We start from the raw sequence: 15,921 nt of genomic DNA, 5'->3' as shown, positions 1-15,921 counted from the left end.
GCAGCTAATTTTAATTCTTTAGAAAACATAAAAGAACCCCTTAGGTTAGATTTCTCCAACTCAAGGGGTTCAGTTCACCGTCACTTTTAGTGATGGTGCTTTTTATTTTAGTTTAAATTATTAATAGCGTATTGAGCTTGTGATGCGGTGAATTGTTCACCATAACTAGAAGTTAGTTGATCATAAAGCTCGCTTTTTGACATGTGATAATCATCAACATATTTTTTAGCGGTTGCTAAGGCATTTTGATTCCAATCAACGCCATCTAGATGACTGATAGCATAGTTAGCATCGCTTGAAGAGAAGTTACCACCATAACTAGAAGTTAGTTGTTCATAAATTTTGGCCTTTGACATGTTTGCGTCGTTAGCAAAATAATTAGCTTGGTCTAAAGCTTTTTGTTGATCATCAGTTCCGTTCGAATCATAATCATCGTTGCTTGTGTCTGAACTACTGCTGCTCGTGTCTGAAGAATTACTATCATCGTTAGAAGTATCGTTAGAATCGCTGTCATCATTCTTTGATACTTGAGTTGTATCAGCTTTATCAGTTGATTTATCATCGTTTACGTTGGCACCGACTATACAAATCAAGAAAAGAAAGAAGAAAGCTGATATGATGACCCATACCCACCATATTTTATACCACGGTTTAACATTATTGTTTTGCATTATTTATCTCCCTCATAGAAAAAATAAGTAAATAATGTTATCACTTTTGTAAAGATGAGACAAGGTTAATAGCAATATAATTAGTATATAATCTTTATTTGATTTAAGAAATTCTAAACAATCTCTCGAACTTAAATCTGTTTATTTATAGTATGTTAGAATCGAGTTAAACGAATGATAAGGGGTGATTAGTTTGCAAATTATCAGTGATGTATTAGCGTTAATTGTTGCGATTGAAGCATTGTTCATCATGATCTTGGAAATGTTCTTCAGTCGTACCAAAATGGCTCAAAAAGCTTTTGATCTATCAATGGAATACCTATTTACACCAGCGACCAAAATTAGTATGGCTAACCAAGGGCTATACAATGGTTTTGTTGGTGTAGGTATAATATTGACAATGTTTGTTTTACCACAATCGATTGCAACTTTTAACCTATATCTATTTATAGGATTCGTAGTAGTTGCAGCTATCTTTGGTGGATTTACCGCTAACAAGAAGATTATCATCACTCAAGGCTTGCCAGCTGCATTGGCTTTGATTTCATTATTCATAACAAATAACATTTAAAACACAAACGTCACTGGATAGTGACGTTTTTTATTTACAAAAGAATCCTTATCATATGGCAGATAAGGATTCTTCGAGAAGATTATAGTATATGTAAAACCAACGCGATTAAGGCAGTTAAGATTGTCTTAATCATTAGTTGCCAGTCAATTACGCCTAACGTGAAAATAATGCCTTCAAAAACAACAAAAGCAATCTCAAAAATGGCTAGTTTTTTTAACTGCACATTATTAACGAACATAATGAGTATTTGTGCAATTAAACAAATTACTAGGGTGATTAGCGATAGGACGTAAAACCAGCTATATATTTGGGAAAATCCCTCAGTTACCATCCGATTAGAGGTTTTCAAAAGGATTATGCCAAATATTAGACTAGAGATTAATAGGTATAAATTTGCGAATATACATAGTAATCGGACAGTCTTATTTTTATTCTTTTTCAATTTTTCTCCCCCTTAATAGTTATCAGATATATTGAAAAGGAATATTCGTATTTTACAACTTTAATATGAGAGAAAGGTAAAGTTAAATTTTAGAATGAGAGTTGAAAATAAAAAATCGTATTACATATATTGCAATTTTATAAAAGTAAAATATTGTGCAAATCTTTAAATAGCTTTGTGGTATTGGAATGGATACTTTAAAGTCATCTAATCATTATCATATAAATATATATATCGTCAAAAAATATCTCCTATGTTTCAGCATATTCTTATTAAAGATTTATTTTAGAAATTGATCAATTTTTTATATTAATAATATGTAATATAGTGCATAAAACACAAAAAAGATTTTTTAATTTAAGTAAAGTTAATATTTTATAAAGAAACGCTTATAAATGGGTTTGAAAAATAATAACATGTTATTATTCATTCATAACTTAAAAAAGTGGTGATTATATGAACGATGAAGAAAAGAACATTAGTACAACTTCATTATCAGATGAAATCAATAACATAGTGATAATATGGAATTAATTGATGAGGTTAATGACAAAATTATCATAGTTGATATGAAAAATGTGTTAATTGAATATCAAAAAAATGATAGTTACTCTACGCCATGATGAAATTATAGGATGTGGTGTCAAAATAATACAAGAAATAAACAAAAACAATGTTGGGCATGTTGTAGTACCGACTAGCGGAGATTTTTTTAAATGGAAACTATAAAATTAAATAACGTTCAAAAAAATTATAAAAGAAACATTATAAGTGGTGGCATTATTTCCTACATAAAATCAATTTTTTTTAGAAACTTTGAAGAAATAAATGCTGTAAATGACGTAACATTTTCTGTTTGCAAAGGTGAAACTATTGGATTGATTGGTGAAAATGGTGCGGGGAAATCCACACTAATTAAAATTATGAATGGAACCATTTTGCCAACAAAGGGAGAAGTTAAAGTATTAGGTTATTCTCCATTTGAGAAAAGAAATGTTTTTTTAAAAAGAATAGGTGTTGTAATGGGACAGAAAAGTCAACTATGGTGGGATTTATCACCAAGGGAAACCTTTAATCTTTATAAGTCAATTTACAATATACCTGACGATAAATTTAATGAAAACCTAAAAAGACTTTTAACATTATTAAAAATAGAAAAAATAATTGATTCACCAACAAGATCACTCTCTTTAGGTGAAAGAATGAAATGCGAGTTGATTTGTTCATTAATTCATGACCCTGATGTTTTATTTTTAGATGAACCAACAATAGGACTTGACTTCATAACTCAAAAAGAAATAAGAAAGTTTTTAAATGATTACAAGAAAAGAAATGAAACGACAATAATATTAACAAGTCATAGTATTGATGACATCACTGCATTATCTGATAGGTTAATAGTTATTTCTAAAGGTAAAAAAATTTATGATGGATCTATAAAAAGTTTAAGTAACATAAATGATGAATTTGTATATCTTGATGTTAGTATCACCAATATTCATCCGATAATAAAAAAGATATCTAATGCTGTCACTAATATTACAAACTATGGATTAACCATAAAAATAGAAAAAAAGAAGATTGATTATTGTTTGAAAGTTATTTCATTAGATAATGACATAATTAGTTTTAAAATTAGAAGCCTAGATATGCAAGATATAATAGAAGAATTGTACCTGAATGGAGAAAAAAATGGGAATTTATAAAAAAGTATTTGAATTAAAGTTTAAAAAACACTTACAATATAGATCATCATTTTTATTGAACTTTCTATTTTCGTCTATACCACTTCTTGGGTATATAGTCATATGGTTATATATTTACAACTATTCATCTATCGTAGGAGGATTCGATAGAACACAAATGATTATTTACTATTTATTTAGTTGTATATTAAATGTCTGTATTACACCAGACTTCCAATGGGATATGAATAATGATATTCGTGAAGGTGGAATTATTAAATTTTTGTTGTTACCTATATCTTATTTTAAATACAGGATGTCCTCTTTTTTTGCGGGTGTTTTACTGAAACTACTTATTAATGTTCCACTAATTTTTATTATTTTATTTTTTTACGTTATTAAGGGAAGTTATAATAATAATACTTTTATCTCGCTTCTTTTATTTACCTTTTTCCTGATATGTTCATCAATTATATCGTTTTTGTTATATTACTTACTTATACTTATGTCCTTTTTTATAATAGAAATTTCGGCAGTTTCATATACTCTTGAAATAATTATTCAGTTTTTTGCAGGATCATTGATTCCTTTGAGCTTATTTCCAGAAAAATTACAAAGCGTTCTTTTTTTTACACCGTTTCCTTATATCATATATTTTCCTTTAAATTTAATTTTAAAAAAAATAGATTATTTCAATTGCTTAAAAGCTTTACTGATTATTTTTATTTGGATTCTAATATTAGCATATTTGATAATGCTATTTTGGAAAAGAGGATTAATGAGGTATGACGGAAATGAAAAATAAGATAAATATTTTGTTATCACTTATAAAAATAAATTTTGCAAATTTATTAATTTACAGAACAAATTTTATTATTAGCTTTATAGATGAGGCCACATGGTTTACTATAAGCGTGTTTTTTTACAAATATATATATATTTCTGCTTATGGTATTCATGGCGTTTCTTTAAGATACTTGTTAATTTTGGTTTCATTTAGCGAGATAATAAAATCAATATTATTTAGTTTATGTATATCCAACTTACCATATTTCCCAAGAATGGTAAGAAATGGTAGCCTTGATAATATTTTAATTAAACCAATTGATAGTCAATTTTTCGTGTCCTTCAGAAAGTTTGACTTTGGAAATATTTTAAATGTCATGCCGCCAATCATCATTATTACTTACTATAATTTGATTGATATAAAATACTTACCAATAATTATATTATTAGTATTAGTAAGTATTTTAACTTGCTACAGTTTATGGTTCATAGTAACTACTTCTGCAATTTGGTTTATTAATATAGATGATATACATGAATTGTTTTTCGGTATTTTGTCATTAAATCAATTTCCATCTATTGTATTCAAAAAAACAAGTAATGCTGTTTTTTTAATTCTTTTACCAATTTTATGTAGTACAAACATTCCTGCGGAATATGTAATAAGACAGAATCATATTTTTTATAGTTATTGCAATTGTTTTATTTATAATTAGCAGATTTTTTTGGAAATTTAGTATTAGGCATTATGTAAGTGTTAATTAATTGATGAAATTATTTATAATACAAAATTATAAGTTTTCGGAATAAACAAAAGAAGCTATCATTTGATAGCTTCTTTTGTTTACTTAACAATAGCACCAAGGCTACCTTTGAAATGATTTAATGCAAAGTCATGACCAGCTTGAGTTAATCCGGCGACACCTTTTTCATGAACAACCACGTTATAGTTTAAATTATAAGCAGAAATTGCAGTGTGCAATACACAGATGTCTGTGCAGACCCCAACTAGGTGTAGTGTATCGATTTTTCTTTCACGTAATCGAAGATCTAAATCAGTTCCGGCAAAAGCACTGTATCTAGTCTTGTCATACATATAGACTTTTTCTTCATCCTTGTGCTCGTTATACCAGTTATTTAATTCGCCGTAAAATTCACGTCCCCAAGTATCTTTTAAATTGTGAGGAGGGAATAACTTAGTTTCTGGGTGATAAGGGTTATTTTCTTGATGCAAGTCGGTTGGCAGGATGACCCACTTGCCAGCTTGACGAAATTCTTCCGCTAGATCAACGATGTAGTCAACCAACACTTGACCAGGTTTTCCAACGGTTAATTTTCCTTTATCATCAACGAAATCGTTTGTGTAATCAATAATCAGTAAGGCTTCATTACTCATAATGGATAACTCCTTAATTAAATTACTACCTATTATATATTAATAATTAATAATATTCACTTTTATTAATCGAAAACATAAGAAAAAAGTAGGACAAACTGTCCTACTTAGAATTTCAATAAGTCTAAATCCATCACGTTTAAAATGTTTGCGATAATCACAATCCAATTAATGATTACTAATTCAAGATTAATATCCGTAGTAAACATACAAGTAGCGAAGAAAATCAGTACTAGGATTCCTAAAAATACTTCTTTGGCTAATATGCTTCTTAAAAAGAAATTGAAGATAATTTGAATTAGATAGCAAAGCGCGAGGATAAAGAATATTAAGCCGATTATGTCGGCATTTTCAATGTCGAGACCATCTGAAAATGCGTATATCGTTCCGGTTGCAGTATATAGGGCAACCAGGAAGAATTCACATATTGAGATAATAATTGCGGCGATTTTACTGTTCATTTTATAGCTCCGTTTTTTATACTAACAGTATAAAATAATACTATTTAAAATAAAAAACGTCAAGATGTTGCTTTTTATAGCATAAAAATTTTGTTATAGTTAATGTTGAGTCTATTCAAAAGATAAATCTAAGAAATATTTACCTAGGTCTAAGATATGACTGGTAGAGATCCAGACGTCATTGAATGCCATTGAACTTGTATCGGTCATTTCACTGAAATAATCTAAGAGGTGACTATTTTCCTCTAAAAATGCTCGATTCATTCGGTTAGCTCTAATTCTGTTCTTGGGAAAGAATAGGTCAGGATTACCGACAGCAACGTCATCTTGGATGAGCATTTGAATGGCATTGTTGTACTTATTGTTATTAATGATGACCTTATCAGGATTGTTTTTGACAAACGTTAAAACGTTTCTAAGTGCATCTGAATTGCTTCCCATAGTATTACTCCTTTATTTGTATTTAATAAAAGGGTTCAATTCCTTTTAAAATCTACGATTAGAGTATATAATAATCATTTGAATTTTAAAACGGCAATTAATAAAAAAATCGTTCGGAGTGAATGTAAATATGATAAAACTTGCTAAAAAGTATTTAGTATGGTGGGCAGTACTTGCTGCTGTCCTATTTATGGTTGTACAAGTCTCAAGTGATTTGTATTTACCAACTGTTACTTCTAACTTAATTGACAAGGGTGTTGCTCAAAATGATATTCATTATATTTGGACACAAGGCCTTAAGATGTTAGGAGTTGCATTTATCGGGGTATTAGCAGCAGGAGGAAACATTTTCTTTGCTGCCACTCAATCTCAAAAAATGGGAAAGAAAATTAGATCAGCTTTATACCGCAAAATCATTTATTTAGCTGATCAAGACTTGGATAAATTTGGGGATGCATCATTAATTACTAGAAATACTAATGATGTTGTTCAAATCCAAAACGTAATGATTCAAGTATTAAGAATGATGGTAATGGCACCAATTATGTTGGTAGGAGCAATGGTATTGGCCTTTGTTAAGAGTCCACATCTTACCGTTGTCTTTCTATGTGCATTAGGTGTCTTATTAGTGTCTGTATTTGTTATTATGTCATTTGCGGGACCATTGTTTAAGAAATTACAAGGTCAAACTGATAAATTGAACTTAGTATTTAGAGAAGGTCTAACCGGTGTTCGTGTTATCCGTGCATTTAATCGTGATCAATATGAACAAGACCGTTTTGATAAATATAATAATAAGTATGCTAAGACTGGAATTAAAGTCTTTATGTTAACTTCACTAATGTTTCCACTTATGACTTTGATATTAAGTGCTACAAATGTTGGAATTGTTTGGTTTGGTGCCAAAATGATTTCAACTAATTCATTGGCAGTTGGTAACTTGGTATCATTTATGACTTATGCTACACAAATCTTGATTAGTTTTATGATGCTATCAATGCTTTTTGTATTTATTCCAAGAGCGCAAGCATCTGCTAGTCGTATTAATGAAGTCTTGGATGTTGAAGATTCGATCGTAGACTCTAAAAATCCAGTTGAACCTAAATCCAGTGTCGCTAGTCTTTCATTTGACCATGTTAATTTTAAATATGGTGATAATACTAAATTAGCACTAGAGGATGTCAATTTCTCGGCTAAAGCTGGACAAACGGTTGCTATTATTGGGGAAACTGGTTCAGGTAAGTCTAGTTTGGTGAACTTGATTCCAAGACTATATGATGTTTCTGGTGGAGAAATCAAAATTGATGACACTCCAATCAAGGACATGTCGCAAAAAGAACTTCACAAGTTAATATCAATCACTCAACAAAAGGCAGTTTTATTCACTGGTACTGTTAGGGAAAACATGATGTATGGTAATGAAAATGCTACTGATGATGAAGTTTGGCATGCACTAGAAATTGCTAAAGCTGATGACTTTGTAAAAGAAGAGGGCGGATTAGATGCCCGCGTCGAACAAAATGGTGACAACTTCTCTGGTGGTCAAAAACAACGTTTGGCAATTGCTAGAACTATTCTAAAGAATGCAGATATATATGTATTTGATGATTCATTCTCAGCATTGGACTTCAAGACTGACGCCGAATTAAGACAAGCATTAAACAAGGATGAAAAGATTAAAAACGCTGTAACAGTCATTGTTGCGCAAAGAATTTCAACTGTTGCCGATGCTGATGTCATCTTGGTATTGAACAATGGTAAGGTCGTTGGATCAGGCACTCACGCAGAACTATCCAAGGACAACCCATATTACCGTGCTATCTTAGACTCACAAATTAAGAAGGGAGATGACGACCGTGCATAATCATGGAAAAGGAAAGGGCGCTAAAGCAGAAAATTTTTGGTCAGCAACATGGCGTTTAGTGAAGTATGTTAAACCATGGATGCTAGGAATCGTCTTCACATTAATCATGGCAATTGCTGCGGTTGTCTTACAAATTGTTACTCCTAAGATTTTAGGGGAAGCGACAACCGAAATTTATAAAGGTGTGATGAAAGCCTTTGTAATGAAGAAACAAGGTTTACACATCTCTTCAATTCCAATTGATTTTACAGCAGTTGGTCACATCTTAATAACGGTCGCTTCATTGTATATTTTGGCAGCGTTATTTAATGTTGGACAACAGTTTATTATGACTTATATTTCTCAAAAGGTTGTTTACCAATTGAGAAAAGATTTAAAAGCTAAGCTAGAACGTTTACCAATCTCATACTATGATACCCATTCTAATGGGGATATTATGTCTAGAATGATAAACGATATGGATAATATTTCTACAATGCTTCAAACTAACTTAACTCAATTTATCACCAGTGTGCTTTTATTCTTTGGTGTTTTGTATATGATGTTAACAATTAGTTTTTCATTAACATTGGTTGCCATCTGTACATTACCGTTGATTGGAATCATCGTCGGTGTAGTTGCTCCTAAGTCACAACGTTTCTTCAGTAAACAACAAAGTCATTTAGGTGATGTTAACAGTCAAGTTGAAGAAAACTTTGCTGGTCATACTATCATTAAGACTTTTAATCGTGAAGAAGAAGCAATTAAACAATTCGAAGAACAAAATGATAATTACTACAGTTATGCATGGAAGGCACAATTCGTTTCTAGTTTTATGTTCCCATTAATGAACTTTGTTAAGAACTTAAACTACGTTTTTGTTGCTATCTTTGGTGGAATTAAGGTTGCCGCAGGTGCAGTTACTTTAGGTAATGTTCAAGCATTTTTACAATACGTCAATATGTTTAACCAACCAATCACTAATTTAGCTAACTTAACTAATACCATTCAATCAACTATTGCATCTGCCGAAAGAATTTTTAAAATTCTAGATGAACCAGAGATGCAGGATTCAGACGTTAAGTTGGCTCACGAAGACACCAACGATAAGATTAAGTTTGAAGATGTTAACTTCAGATATGTTGAAGACAATCCTTTAATTAAGGACTTTAACTTAGATGTACCAAAAGGAACTACTGTTGCGATTGTCGGACCAACTGGGGCTGGTAAGACCACTATCATTAACTTGTTAGAGCGCTTCTATGATATTGATTCTGGTTCGATTAAGTTAGACGGTATCGATACTCGTGAATACTCACGTAGTGAACTTAGATCACACATATCAATGGTTCTACAAGACAGTTGGTTATTTACTGGTACCATTTTCGATAATATTAAGTATGGTAATGCCAATGCAACTGACGAAGAGGTATATCAAGCTGCTAAAGAAGCTCAAGCCGATGAATTTATTGAAAAATTACCTGATGGATATAATACTGTGCTAAATGAAGATGCTTCTAACATTTCTCAAGGGCAACGACAATTAATTACAATTGCTCGAGCATTCTTAGCTAATCCTGAAATTCTTATTCTGGATGAAGCTACTAGTTCCGTTGATACTAGAACGGAATCATTAATCCAAGACGCAATGGATCGTTTGATTCAAGGTCGTACAAGTTTCGTTGTTGCACATAGATTATCAACGGTACAAAACGCTGAAAAGATTATTGTGATGAACCATGGACAAATTAGAGAAACAGGTAACCATAAGACATTAATGGAACAAAATGGTTTCTACGCTGACTTATACAATTCTCAATTTATTGGTAACAATCTATAATTAGGTGATGAAGACGATGAAATATAATAAAACTGAATTGGCGATTCAAAAGCTAGTTGACGATGGGGTCGTCCCAGGAGTGAACTACGCGTTTATTGATGAAGATGGTATTCAACGTCATTTGATTGGGAATAAACAATTATTACCTGAAAAAGAACCATTAACCGACGGTCATTTAATCTATGATATGGCCTCCATAACTAAAGTAGTTGGAACCACGATGGTGATTCTAAAGCTCGTCGAAGACGGTAAATTATCACTAGAAGATTCAATTACCGACTACCTACCAGAATGGCAATATCCAGAGGTGACTGTGCGCAATTTAATTACTCACACTTCAGGAATTGAGGGTTACATTCCACATCGTGACCAATTAAATCACGATGATTTAATTAAGGCCTTATTACAACTGAAAGCTGGAAGTGGTTTAAACCACGAAATGCATTATGCCGATGTTAACTTTATTTTCTTGGGATTAATTGCCAAGAAGGTGACTGGAATATCGATTCAACCATTGATACAAGAAATGGTATTAAAGCCATTACACATGGATAATAGCTCATTTCATCCTAAGGCAAGTAGCTGTGTACCAACCACCTATGATAAACAAAATGGTTTATTGCAGGGGAAAGTTCATGATCCAAAGGCGCAAGTATTAGGTGAAGACTGTGGTTCAGCCGGTTTGTTCAGTAATATGGATGATTTATTGTTATTTGTTGAATCAGTATTGAATCCAGAGGATAATCCAATCCTAAGCTCCGACACGGTCCGTGGTTTTTACACCGACCAGACTAAGCATGACTTAGGAAGGAGCTATGGCTTTGAAAGAATTAATTACAAGGGGATGCCATTTATCTGGCAATCTGGTTTTACCGGAACCTTCATCGTCATTATCCCTGAAAAGAAACGCGCTATGATATTCCTATCTAACCGTATTCATCCAGTATCACCCAATGAATATTATATTGAACGTCGTAAACCTTTGATTGAAACTTATTTAAACGAAAATAAATAAAAAAAGACGGATACTTTAAGTATCCGTCTTTTTGTTTATTAATATGATTCAGAAACGTCAATCTTTTCTTGTGCAGAGAAATCATCGTTAGGATAACGACGCTTTAGTTCTCTCGATAAAAAAACATTGTTATCAGTTTTTTAGCGATGATGCTTCTTCTTCTTCTTCTTCTTCATGCCATCTTCATATGCTGAAAAGCCTGCAGTTAAACCAACGGCAGTTAAACCAATTGGAATAGTAATTGTAATAGTATTTTCGTTCATTTGACCTTGTTCTTCTATCACAAGTTGTTCCAATTTTTTAAAGTCAACTTTGTTATCCATTCTTATTCCTCCTTTACTATAATGTCAATCGATAACACTTATCGATTGACATTATAGTAAATTGATAACTTCATTAAGTCAATGATATTAAAGAAAAATTAATATTTGATTATTAAATTATAATATATAATATTGATATGAATTAGATTAGATAACGAGGTGATAATAATGAAACCAGAAATTTTAAAAAAAATCACTAAGAAAAAATGTGAGAAATATTTATTAAATGATTATCCGATAAAAAAAGATATTAAATTGATAAAAAGAATAAATTATTTATATTCTTATTATTCAATTTTAGATGATACTGTGTCATTAATTAATGACTTTATTATTGATTATGTTTTATTTTCATTTGATGGGAATAAAGACATAAAAGAATATGTAAATGACATTAATCTTATCAATATATTTGAATCTTTCCATGATTTGGAAAGAGATCTAATTTATAAAGTTCACGATTATATAAATCAAAATAATACGATATTGTATTATTTTTATAAAGATAAAGAAATTATTAGTAAAGTGTTAAAAACAAAATATGGACACGTTAAATCCATTGAACTAGACAAAGGAGATGTTCATGAAGGAGTGACAGTTGCTATTGTCCATTGTGATGATGGTGACTTAGTGTTTAAACCGCAAAGATATAATCAGTATTTGATTTTAGAAAAAATTGTAGTAATTTTAAAAAAATATATGAAATTTAATTATGTAATACCAAAGTGTGTTTTTTTTAAAGATCATTCATGGGTTGAACATATTAAGGAAATAAATCCTCCAGATAGCGGTGTCAATAAATTGTTTTATCGGATGGGTGTGTTTGAAACAATTTTTTACATGTTAGGATCAACGGATATGCATTACGAAAATTGCATTATAAACAGATATAATCCCGTTTTTGTTGATTTAGAAACATTGTGTGGACATAATTATGAAAGAAGTGTTTTAAATACGGAAATAACACCTAACAATTATAGAAAATCAATAAAATATTGTACAAGTATAATATTTAATCCAGATATCATGTTTGAATTTGTCAATAATCAAACTATTGACTATGATTATAAAAATAAATTAATAATAAAGGATAACATAGAGAAAAAAGTAAGTATAAATAAGATTTATAAAACTTTGTATGGTAATAATCTAAATTTAGAATCTTTTTTGAACGGATTTAAAGATTCATATAATGTTATTTTAGAACATAAAAATGAAATAAAGAATAACATAGAAATAATAGCAAAAAAAGAAAAATTCCTTTTTAGGACTGTTATAAGAAATACAGCTTTATACTATACCTTTTTGCAAAATATGAGAGGAATTGATTCTAGAGTTAATAATTATAGCAATAAAATATTAAAAATTTTTGAAAAAAATAGTAGTAATATTGACAACAGAATTTTATTGGATGAGTTAGATGCTTTAAAAAAAGGTTATATTCCATCTTATTACTTTAATTTTACGGACAAAAGTCTATACACAAAGCAAGGAAGAAAAATTGTTGAAAAATATTTCTCAAAAACTATGTACGAACAATTAAATGAAAATATTGACTCAACATGTGATAGTGATCTTGAAATTCAGATGAGGATTCTCAGACTTTCTTTCTTTAAAACACATTTGGCAGATAAAGAACATGCGGATGAAATAGTTCAGGTCTTGGACAAAATTAAAGAAGTTTATTATAAATTTTTTAAGGATAAAGAGAGCAAATTAACTTGTTTAAACATTAATAAAAATGATTATGAGATTGGTGATTTAGAATGCGATATTTTTAATTCAATTGGACTCATTATTTGTTTATGTTTTTATTCATGTAAGTTAAAAGATCATTCTTTAAATAAAATAGCCGTAGATCTTCTTAATAGTTTCATAGGAGAAGATAACCTAGAAAGTCAGAATGAGGAAAATATTTTTTCGATTTATGTTGCCTATAATTATGTCCAAAGTAAAGGAGATAAGTTAAAGAGTTTAGATTTTGATAATTTTATAAATACTAGTGATTATTATATAGAAAATTTTAATGATGAAAATGTTGCAGAATATATATTACAGAATAAAAAAAATACAAATATTTCATTTAAACTAAGTGTAGAAGGTGCCTATACATTTTCGCCGATATTTAGTGGTTTAATGAACAACTTTATAAGTGAGGTAAAAAATGATAAACAAAAATTTTAATATGTCATTAAATGAATTTATTAAAAAGAATAAGATATCTTTATTAATTATGATTATTTTCATTTTTTTCGCAGTGTTGATATCGGTTTCGTTTCCATACGGTATGAAATACTTAATTGATAAAATAATTATTGGGAAATCCACTAAAAAGCTAGATGCTTTTTTCGGGATAATGATATTACTTATCATTATGGAAATAATATTAAATTGTATAGTGAGTATTATTTCAGCTAGAATGTCACAAAAATATATATATACAAAGAGAGAAAAGATTATAAACAAATTTTTAGATAGCAAAGAAAAAATAAATAAAGATTATAAATTAGCTACTCTTTTTAACAGTGATTTTGAAAATATTGGGGATGACATTGTTTCTTTTATAGTGACTTTAATAAGTTCGTTTATTACGATAGTAATGTATGTTATCTCTTTGTTTTACCTAGATTGGATAATAACATTGATTTTAATATCCATATTACCTATATTATTATTGATTAATGTTTTTTTTAGTAAATTGATACAATCTAGATATAATGCAATAAAAGAAAGCTTGGATAATACTAATAATTTTTTAAGAAGGGTCAGTGACTCTTTGTCTCTTATTAAATCCTTTAATGCTTCTTCTTTCATAGAGAAAATGTTTAAGAATGATAATACTGATCTTAAAGTTAGTAATATAAAATATGTGTTTATTAATTCTTTTTTTTCCAGTTTTATAGGTATCGTATCTACAATGATTCCTTTTATTATTCTATTTATTGGAACAATGTTTGTAATCAATAATAAATTATCTGTAGGAAGTTTAATTGCGATATTCACTTTTAGTTCGACTATATTTATACCAATTACCAGTGCAATGTCTGTTTTGCCTCAGTATAAAGAGTTGAGAATATCCATGGGTCGTGTAAACAATTATTTTAATAGTTTAAATAAAAGAAATGATTTTAATATTAGCACATCCGATAATGGAAAATCTAGATTGATTATTGACAATGTAAGAATTAACTATGTTAATTTCAAATCAAAAAATATTAGCTTTGATTTTGAAGAGGGATTGAATTTTATTGAAGGACATAATGGTTCTGGTAAAACAACATTAGCCAAGGCTATTTTTGGAGAAGTTGATTTAGAAGAAGGCAATATTAAAATGCTTAATGTTGACAAAGTTGTTTATGTTGATTTTGAAAGTAAGCTTATACCTGGAACAGTAAGAGATAATATTTTTATAGGATTAAATGACATTGATTTTAACTACTTTAGTAAAATTTGCTCGATATTAGAATTTAAAATGGAGCTAAATAAATCTGTGGAAGATTTAAGTACTGGAGAAGTTCAAAAAATCAAGATTATTAGATCATTATTGGATTCAAATTGTGTGATTATATTTGATGAGGTTATTAGTAATCTTTACTATAAAAATCAACAAAGTTTATATCATTTTTTGGAAAAAAATAATAATATTGTGATAGTAATAGATCATAACCATCCGGATATTCAAGAGAGCAGAAAGATTGTGTTAGGAAATGAGTAGTGAAAGGGACAAAGTTTATGAAGGCTTGTTAAAAAAATATGAACAAATTATTAATCATAAATTAGATAGAATTTGTTTGATTGATTCAGGAATTAGTAAAAGTAATTATATACAAAAAAAGTTTAAAAAATCATTTTTTAATGATAAAGTTATAAGTCCACATGGAGAGATTGTGGGCAAAAGTATTGCCTTATACGCATCAAACGATTGTTTTTTCTATAGTTTTTTAGCTGAAAAAGATTATTCAGACGTAATTTACAAACTGTACGAAGCTATAGATAAAGGAATAAATTTAATAAACATTTCTATGGATACCGTAATAAAAATTAATACAGAAGAGGGATTAAGAATTTATCAAAAATGGAAGAATGCAATAAAGTATGCTGATTCAAAAAAAGTTACAATTGTGTGTTCTGCTGGTAACTACGGAATTAATTTGGATGATATATATCCTTATATGGTTATACCGGCTATGTTTAGTACTGTTATCACAGTTGGAGCTTTAAATTCTAATTATGAAAGAGCAGACTATTCTAATTTCGGAACATGTGTTAATGAGTTTATATACGGTGGAGATTGTTTATATCCTATAAAATTTAAAATGGATAACGGAAAAAATATTAATACGTTTGGAACTAGTATTTCTGCTGGAATATTTAGTGGGATTATTTCGAATATAAATAAAGATGGATAGAAATTATATCTAAACATATAAATGTAGAATACTTA

General features: G+C 29.4%; 16 protein-coding genes. 10 read left to right on the top strand and 6 right to left on the bottom strand.

Annotated features, from left to right (window positions below; genetic code table 11):
* Positions 1 to 107 precede the first annotated feature (107 nt).
* Positions 108 to 671: an Ltp family lipoprotein gene (locus FD688_RS03375; protein WP_138741789.1), complete on the bottom strand. Its 564-nt coding sequence runs from the start codon at positions 669 to 671 to the stop codon at positions 108 to 110.
* 193 nt (positions 672 to 864) lie between these two features.
* Here FD688_RS03375 and FD688_RS03370 point away from each other — a divergent pair, with 193 nt between their 5' ends.
* Positions 865 to 1,242: a DUF1304 domain-containing protein gene (locus FD688_RS03370; protein ID WP_138741788.1), complete on the top strand. Its 378-nt coding sequence runs from the start codon at positions 865 to 867 to the stop codon at positions 1,240 to 1,242.
* 82 nt (positions 1,243 to 1,324) lie between these two features.
* Here the strand turns inward: FD688_RS03370 and FD688_RS07355 are convergent, their stop codons facing one another.
* Entirely contained in the window at positions 1,325 to 1,483 is a 159-nt protein-coding gene (locus FD688_RS07355; protein ID WP_190242896.1) for a hypothetical protein, read from the bottom strand.
* 920 nt (positions 1,484 to 2,403) lie between these two features.
* Between FD688_RS07355 and FD688_RS03365 the strand changes: the two genes are divergently transcribed.
* The 3 genes from FD688_RS03365 to FD688_RS03355 are packed head-to-tail and all read left to right on the top strand — an operon-like array spanning position 2,404 to position 4,874.
* The gene (locus tag FD688_RS03365) at positions 2,404 to 3,393 is read left to right on the top strand and encodes an ATP-binding cassette domain-containing protein (protein WP_138741787.1); all 990 of its coding nucleotides are present in this window, start codon (positions 2,404 to 2,406) and stop codon (positions 3,391 to 3,393) included.
* Positions 3,368 to 4,177: an ABC transporter permease gene (locus FD688_RS07475; RefSeq protein WP_138741786.1), complete on the top strand. Its 810-nt coding sequence runs from the start codon at positions 3,368 to 3,370 to the stop codon at positions 4,175 to 4,177. Before FD688_RS03365 ends, FD688_RS07475 begins: the two co-directional genes overlap by 26 nt.
* Positions 4,158 to 4,874: an ABC-2 family transporter protein gene (locus tag FD688_RS03355; RefSeq protein ID WP_138741785.1), complete on the top strand. Its 717-nt coding sequence runs from the start codon at positions 4,158 to 4,160 to the stop codon at positions 4,872 to 4,874. The genes FD688_RS07475 and FD688_RS03355 overlap by 20 nt, the downstream gene beginning before the upstream one ends.
* 128 nt (positions 4,875 to 5,002) lie before the next feature.
* Here FD688_RS03355 and FD688_RS03350 read toward each other — a convergent pair whose 3' ends face one another.
* The 3 genes from FD688_RS03350 to FD688_RS03340 all read right to left on the bottom strand — a co-directional run bounded on the left by FD688_RS03350 (position 5,003) and on the right by FD688_RS03340 (position 6,456).
* Positions 5,003 to 5,557, bottom strand: coding sequence for a cysteine hydrolase family protein (locus FD688_RS03350; protein ID WP_190242898.1), 555 nt, complete (start codon positions 5,555 to 5,557; stop codon positions 5,003 to 5,005).
* A gap of 104 nt (positions 5,558 to 5,661) precedes the next feature.
* Positions 5,662 to 6,015: a hypothetical protein gene (locus tag FD688_RS03345; protein ID WP_138741783.1), complete on the bottom strand. Its 354-nt coding sequence runs from the start codon at positions 6,013 to 6,015 to the stop codon at positions 5,662 to 5,664.
* A gap of 111 nt (positions 6,016 to 6,126) precedes the next feature.
* Entirely contained in the window at positions 6,127 to 6,456 is a 330-nt protein-coding gene (locus FD688_RS03340; protein WP_054449812.1) for a hypothetical protein, read from the bottom strand.
* Between the two features lie 130 nt (positions 6,457 to 6,586).
* On the opposite strand from FD688_RS03340, the gene FD688_RS03335 reads away from it, so the two are divergent.
* The 3 genes from FD688_RS03335 to FD688_RS03325 are packed head-to-tail and all read left to right on the top strand — an operon-like array spanning position 6,587 to position 11,154.
* Complete coding sequence (locus tag FD688_RS03335) at positions 6,587 to 8,320, top strand: ABC transporter ATP-binding protein (RefSeq protein WP_138741782.1); 1,734 nt, start codon at positions 6,587 to 6,589, stop codon at positions 8,318 to 8,320.
* Positions 8,304 to 10,139 carry an ABC transporter ATP-binding protein gene (locus FD688_RS03330; protein WP_138741781.1) on the top strand — a complete coding sequence of 612 codons (1,836 nt, stop codon included), beginning with the start codon at positions 8,304 to 8,306 and terminating at the stop codon, positions 10,137 to 10,139. The genes FD688_RS03335 and FD688_RS03330 overlap by 17 nt, the downstream gene beginning before the upstream one ends.
* A gap of 16 nt (positions 10,140 to 10,155) precedes the next feature.
* The gene (locus FD688_RS03325) at positions 10,156 to 11,154 is read left to right on the top strand and encodes a serine hydrolase domain-containing protein (protein ID WP_138741780.1); all 999 of its coding nucleotides are present in this window, start codon (positions 10,156 to 10,158) and stop codon (positions 11,152 to 11,154) included.
* Positions 11,155 to 11,294: 140 nt separating this feature from the next.
* Here the strand turns inward: FD688_RS03325 and FD688_RS03320 are convergent, their stop codons facing one another.
* Positions 11,295 to 11,477 carry a hypothetical protein gene (locus FD688_RS03320; protein WP_138741779.1) on the bottom strand — a complete coding sequence of 61 codons (183 nt, stop codon included), beginning with the start codon at positions 11,475 to 11,477 and terminating at the stop codon, positions 11,295 to 11,297.
* A 168-nt stretch (positions 11,478 to 11,645) separates the two neighbouring features.
* On the opposite strand from FD688_RS03320, the gene FD688_RS03315 reads away from it, so the two are divergent.
* Genes FD688_RS03315 through FD688_RS03305 form a run of 3 tightly spaced genes read left to right on the top strand, consistent with a single transcriptional unit; the run spans position 11,646 to position 15,886 of the window.
* Positions 11,646 to 13,661 (top strand): DUF4135 domain-containing protein, encoded by a 2,016-nt coding sequence (locus tag FD688_RS03315; RefSeq protein WP_138741778.1) that lies wholly within the window; start codon positions 11,646 to 11,648, stop codon positions 13,659 to 13,661.
* Entirely contained in the window at positions 13,642 to 15,192 is a 1,551-nt protein-coding gene (locus FD688_RS03310; protein ID WP_138741777.1) for an ABC transporter transmembrane domain-containing protein, read from the top strand. The genes FD688_RS03315 and FD688_RS03310 overlap by 20 nt, the downstream gene beginning before the upstream one ends.
* Positions 15,185 to 15,886 carry a S8 family serine peptidase gene (locus FD688_RS03305; protein WP_138741776.1) on the top strand — a complete coding sequence of 234 codons (702 nt, stop codon included), beginning with the start codon at positions 15,185 to 15,187 and terminating at the stop codon, positions 15,884 to 15,886. The genes FD688_RS03310 and FD688_RS03305 overlap by 8 nt, the downstream gene beginning before the upstream one ends.
* Positions 15,887 to 15,921 lie beyond the last annotated feature (35 nt).

Origin of the sequence: Apilactobacillus kunkeei (assembly GCF_005930975.1) — a bacterium.
Classification (GTDB): domain Bacteria; phylum Bacillota; class Bacilli; order Lactobacillales; family Lactobacillaceae; genus Apilactobacillus; species Apilactobacillus kunkeei_E.
Note: the sequence above shows the minus strand (reverse complement) of the source record. Positions and strands in the feature narration are given on the sequence as shown.

Excerpts from the sequence above, each read along its gene's own strand:
- FD688_RS03375 (WP_138741789.1), bottom strand. The coding sequence starts at position 671 with ATGCAAAACAATAATGTTAAACCGTGGTATAAAATATGGTGGGTATGG.
- FD688_RS07355 (WP_190242896.1), bottom strand. The coding sequence starts at position 1,483 with ATGTTCGTTAATAATGTGCAGTTAAAAAAACTAGCCATTTTTGAGATT.
- FD688_RS03365 (WP_138741787.1), top strand. The coding sequence starts at position 2,404 with ATGGAAACTATAAAATTAAATAACGTTCAAAAAAATTATAAAAGAAAC.
- FD688_RS07475 (WP_138741786.1), top strand. The coding sequence starts at position 3,368 with ATGGAGAAAAAAATGGGAATTTATAAAAAAGTATTTGAATTAAAGTTT.
- FD688_RS03355 (WP_138741785.1), top strand. The coding sequence starts at position 4,158 with ATGACGGAAATGAAAAATAAGATAAATATTTTGTTATCACTTATAAAA.
- FD688_RS03345 (WP_138741783.1), bottom strand. The coding sequence starts at position 6,015 with ATGAACAGTAAAATCGCCGCAATTATTATCTCAATATGTGAATTCTTC.
- FD688_RS03340 (WP_054449812.1), bottom strand. The coding sequence starts at position 6,456 with ATGGGAAGCAATTCAGATGCACTTAGAAACGTTTTAACGTTTGTCAAA.
- FD688_RS03335 (WP_138741782.1), top strand. The coding sequence starts at position 6,587 with ATGATAAAACTTGCTAAAAAGTATTTAGTATGGTGGGCAGTACTTGCT.
- FD688_RS03330 (WP_138741781.1), top strand. The coding sequence starts at position 8,304 with ATGACGACCGTGCATAATCATGGAAAAGGAAAGGGCGCTAAAGCAGAA.
- FD688_RS03325 (WP_138741780.1), top strand. The coding sequence starts at position 10,156 with ATGAAATATAATAAAACTGAATTGGCGATTCAAAAGCTAGTTGACGAT.
- FD688_RS03320 (WP_138741779.1), bottom strand. The coding sequence starts at position 11,477 with ATGGATAACAAAGTTGACTTTAAAAAATTGGAACAACTTGTGATAGAA.
- FD688_RS03315 (WP_138741778.1), top strand. The coding sequence starts at position 11,646 with ATGAAACCAGAAATTTTAAAAAAAATCACTAAGAAAAAATGTGAGAAA.
- FD688_RS03310 (WP_138741777.1), top strand. The coding sequence starts at position 13,642 with ATGATAAACAAAAATTTTAATATGTCATTAAATGAATTTATTAAAAAG.
- FD688_RS03305 (WP_138741776.1), top strand. The coding sequence starts at position 15,185 with ATGAGTAGTGAAAGGGACAAAGTTTATGAAGGCTTGTTAAAAAAATAT.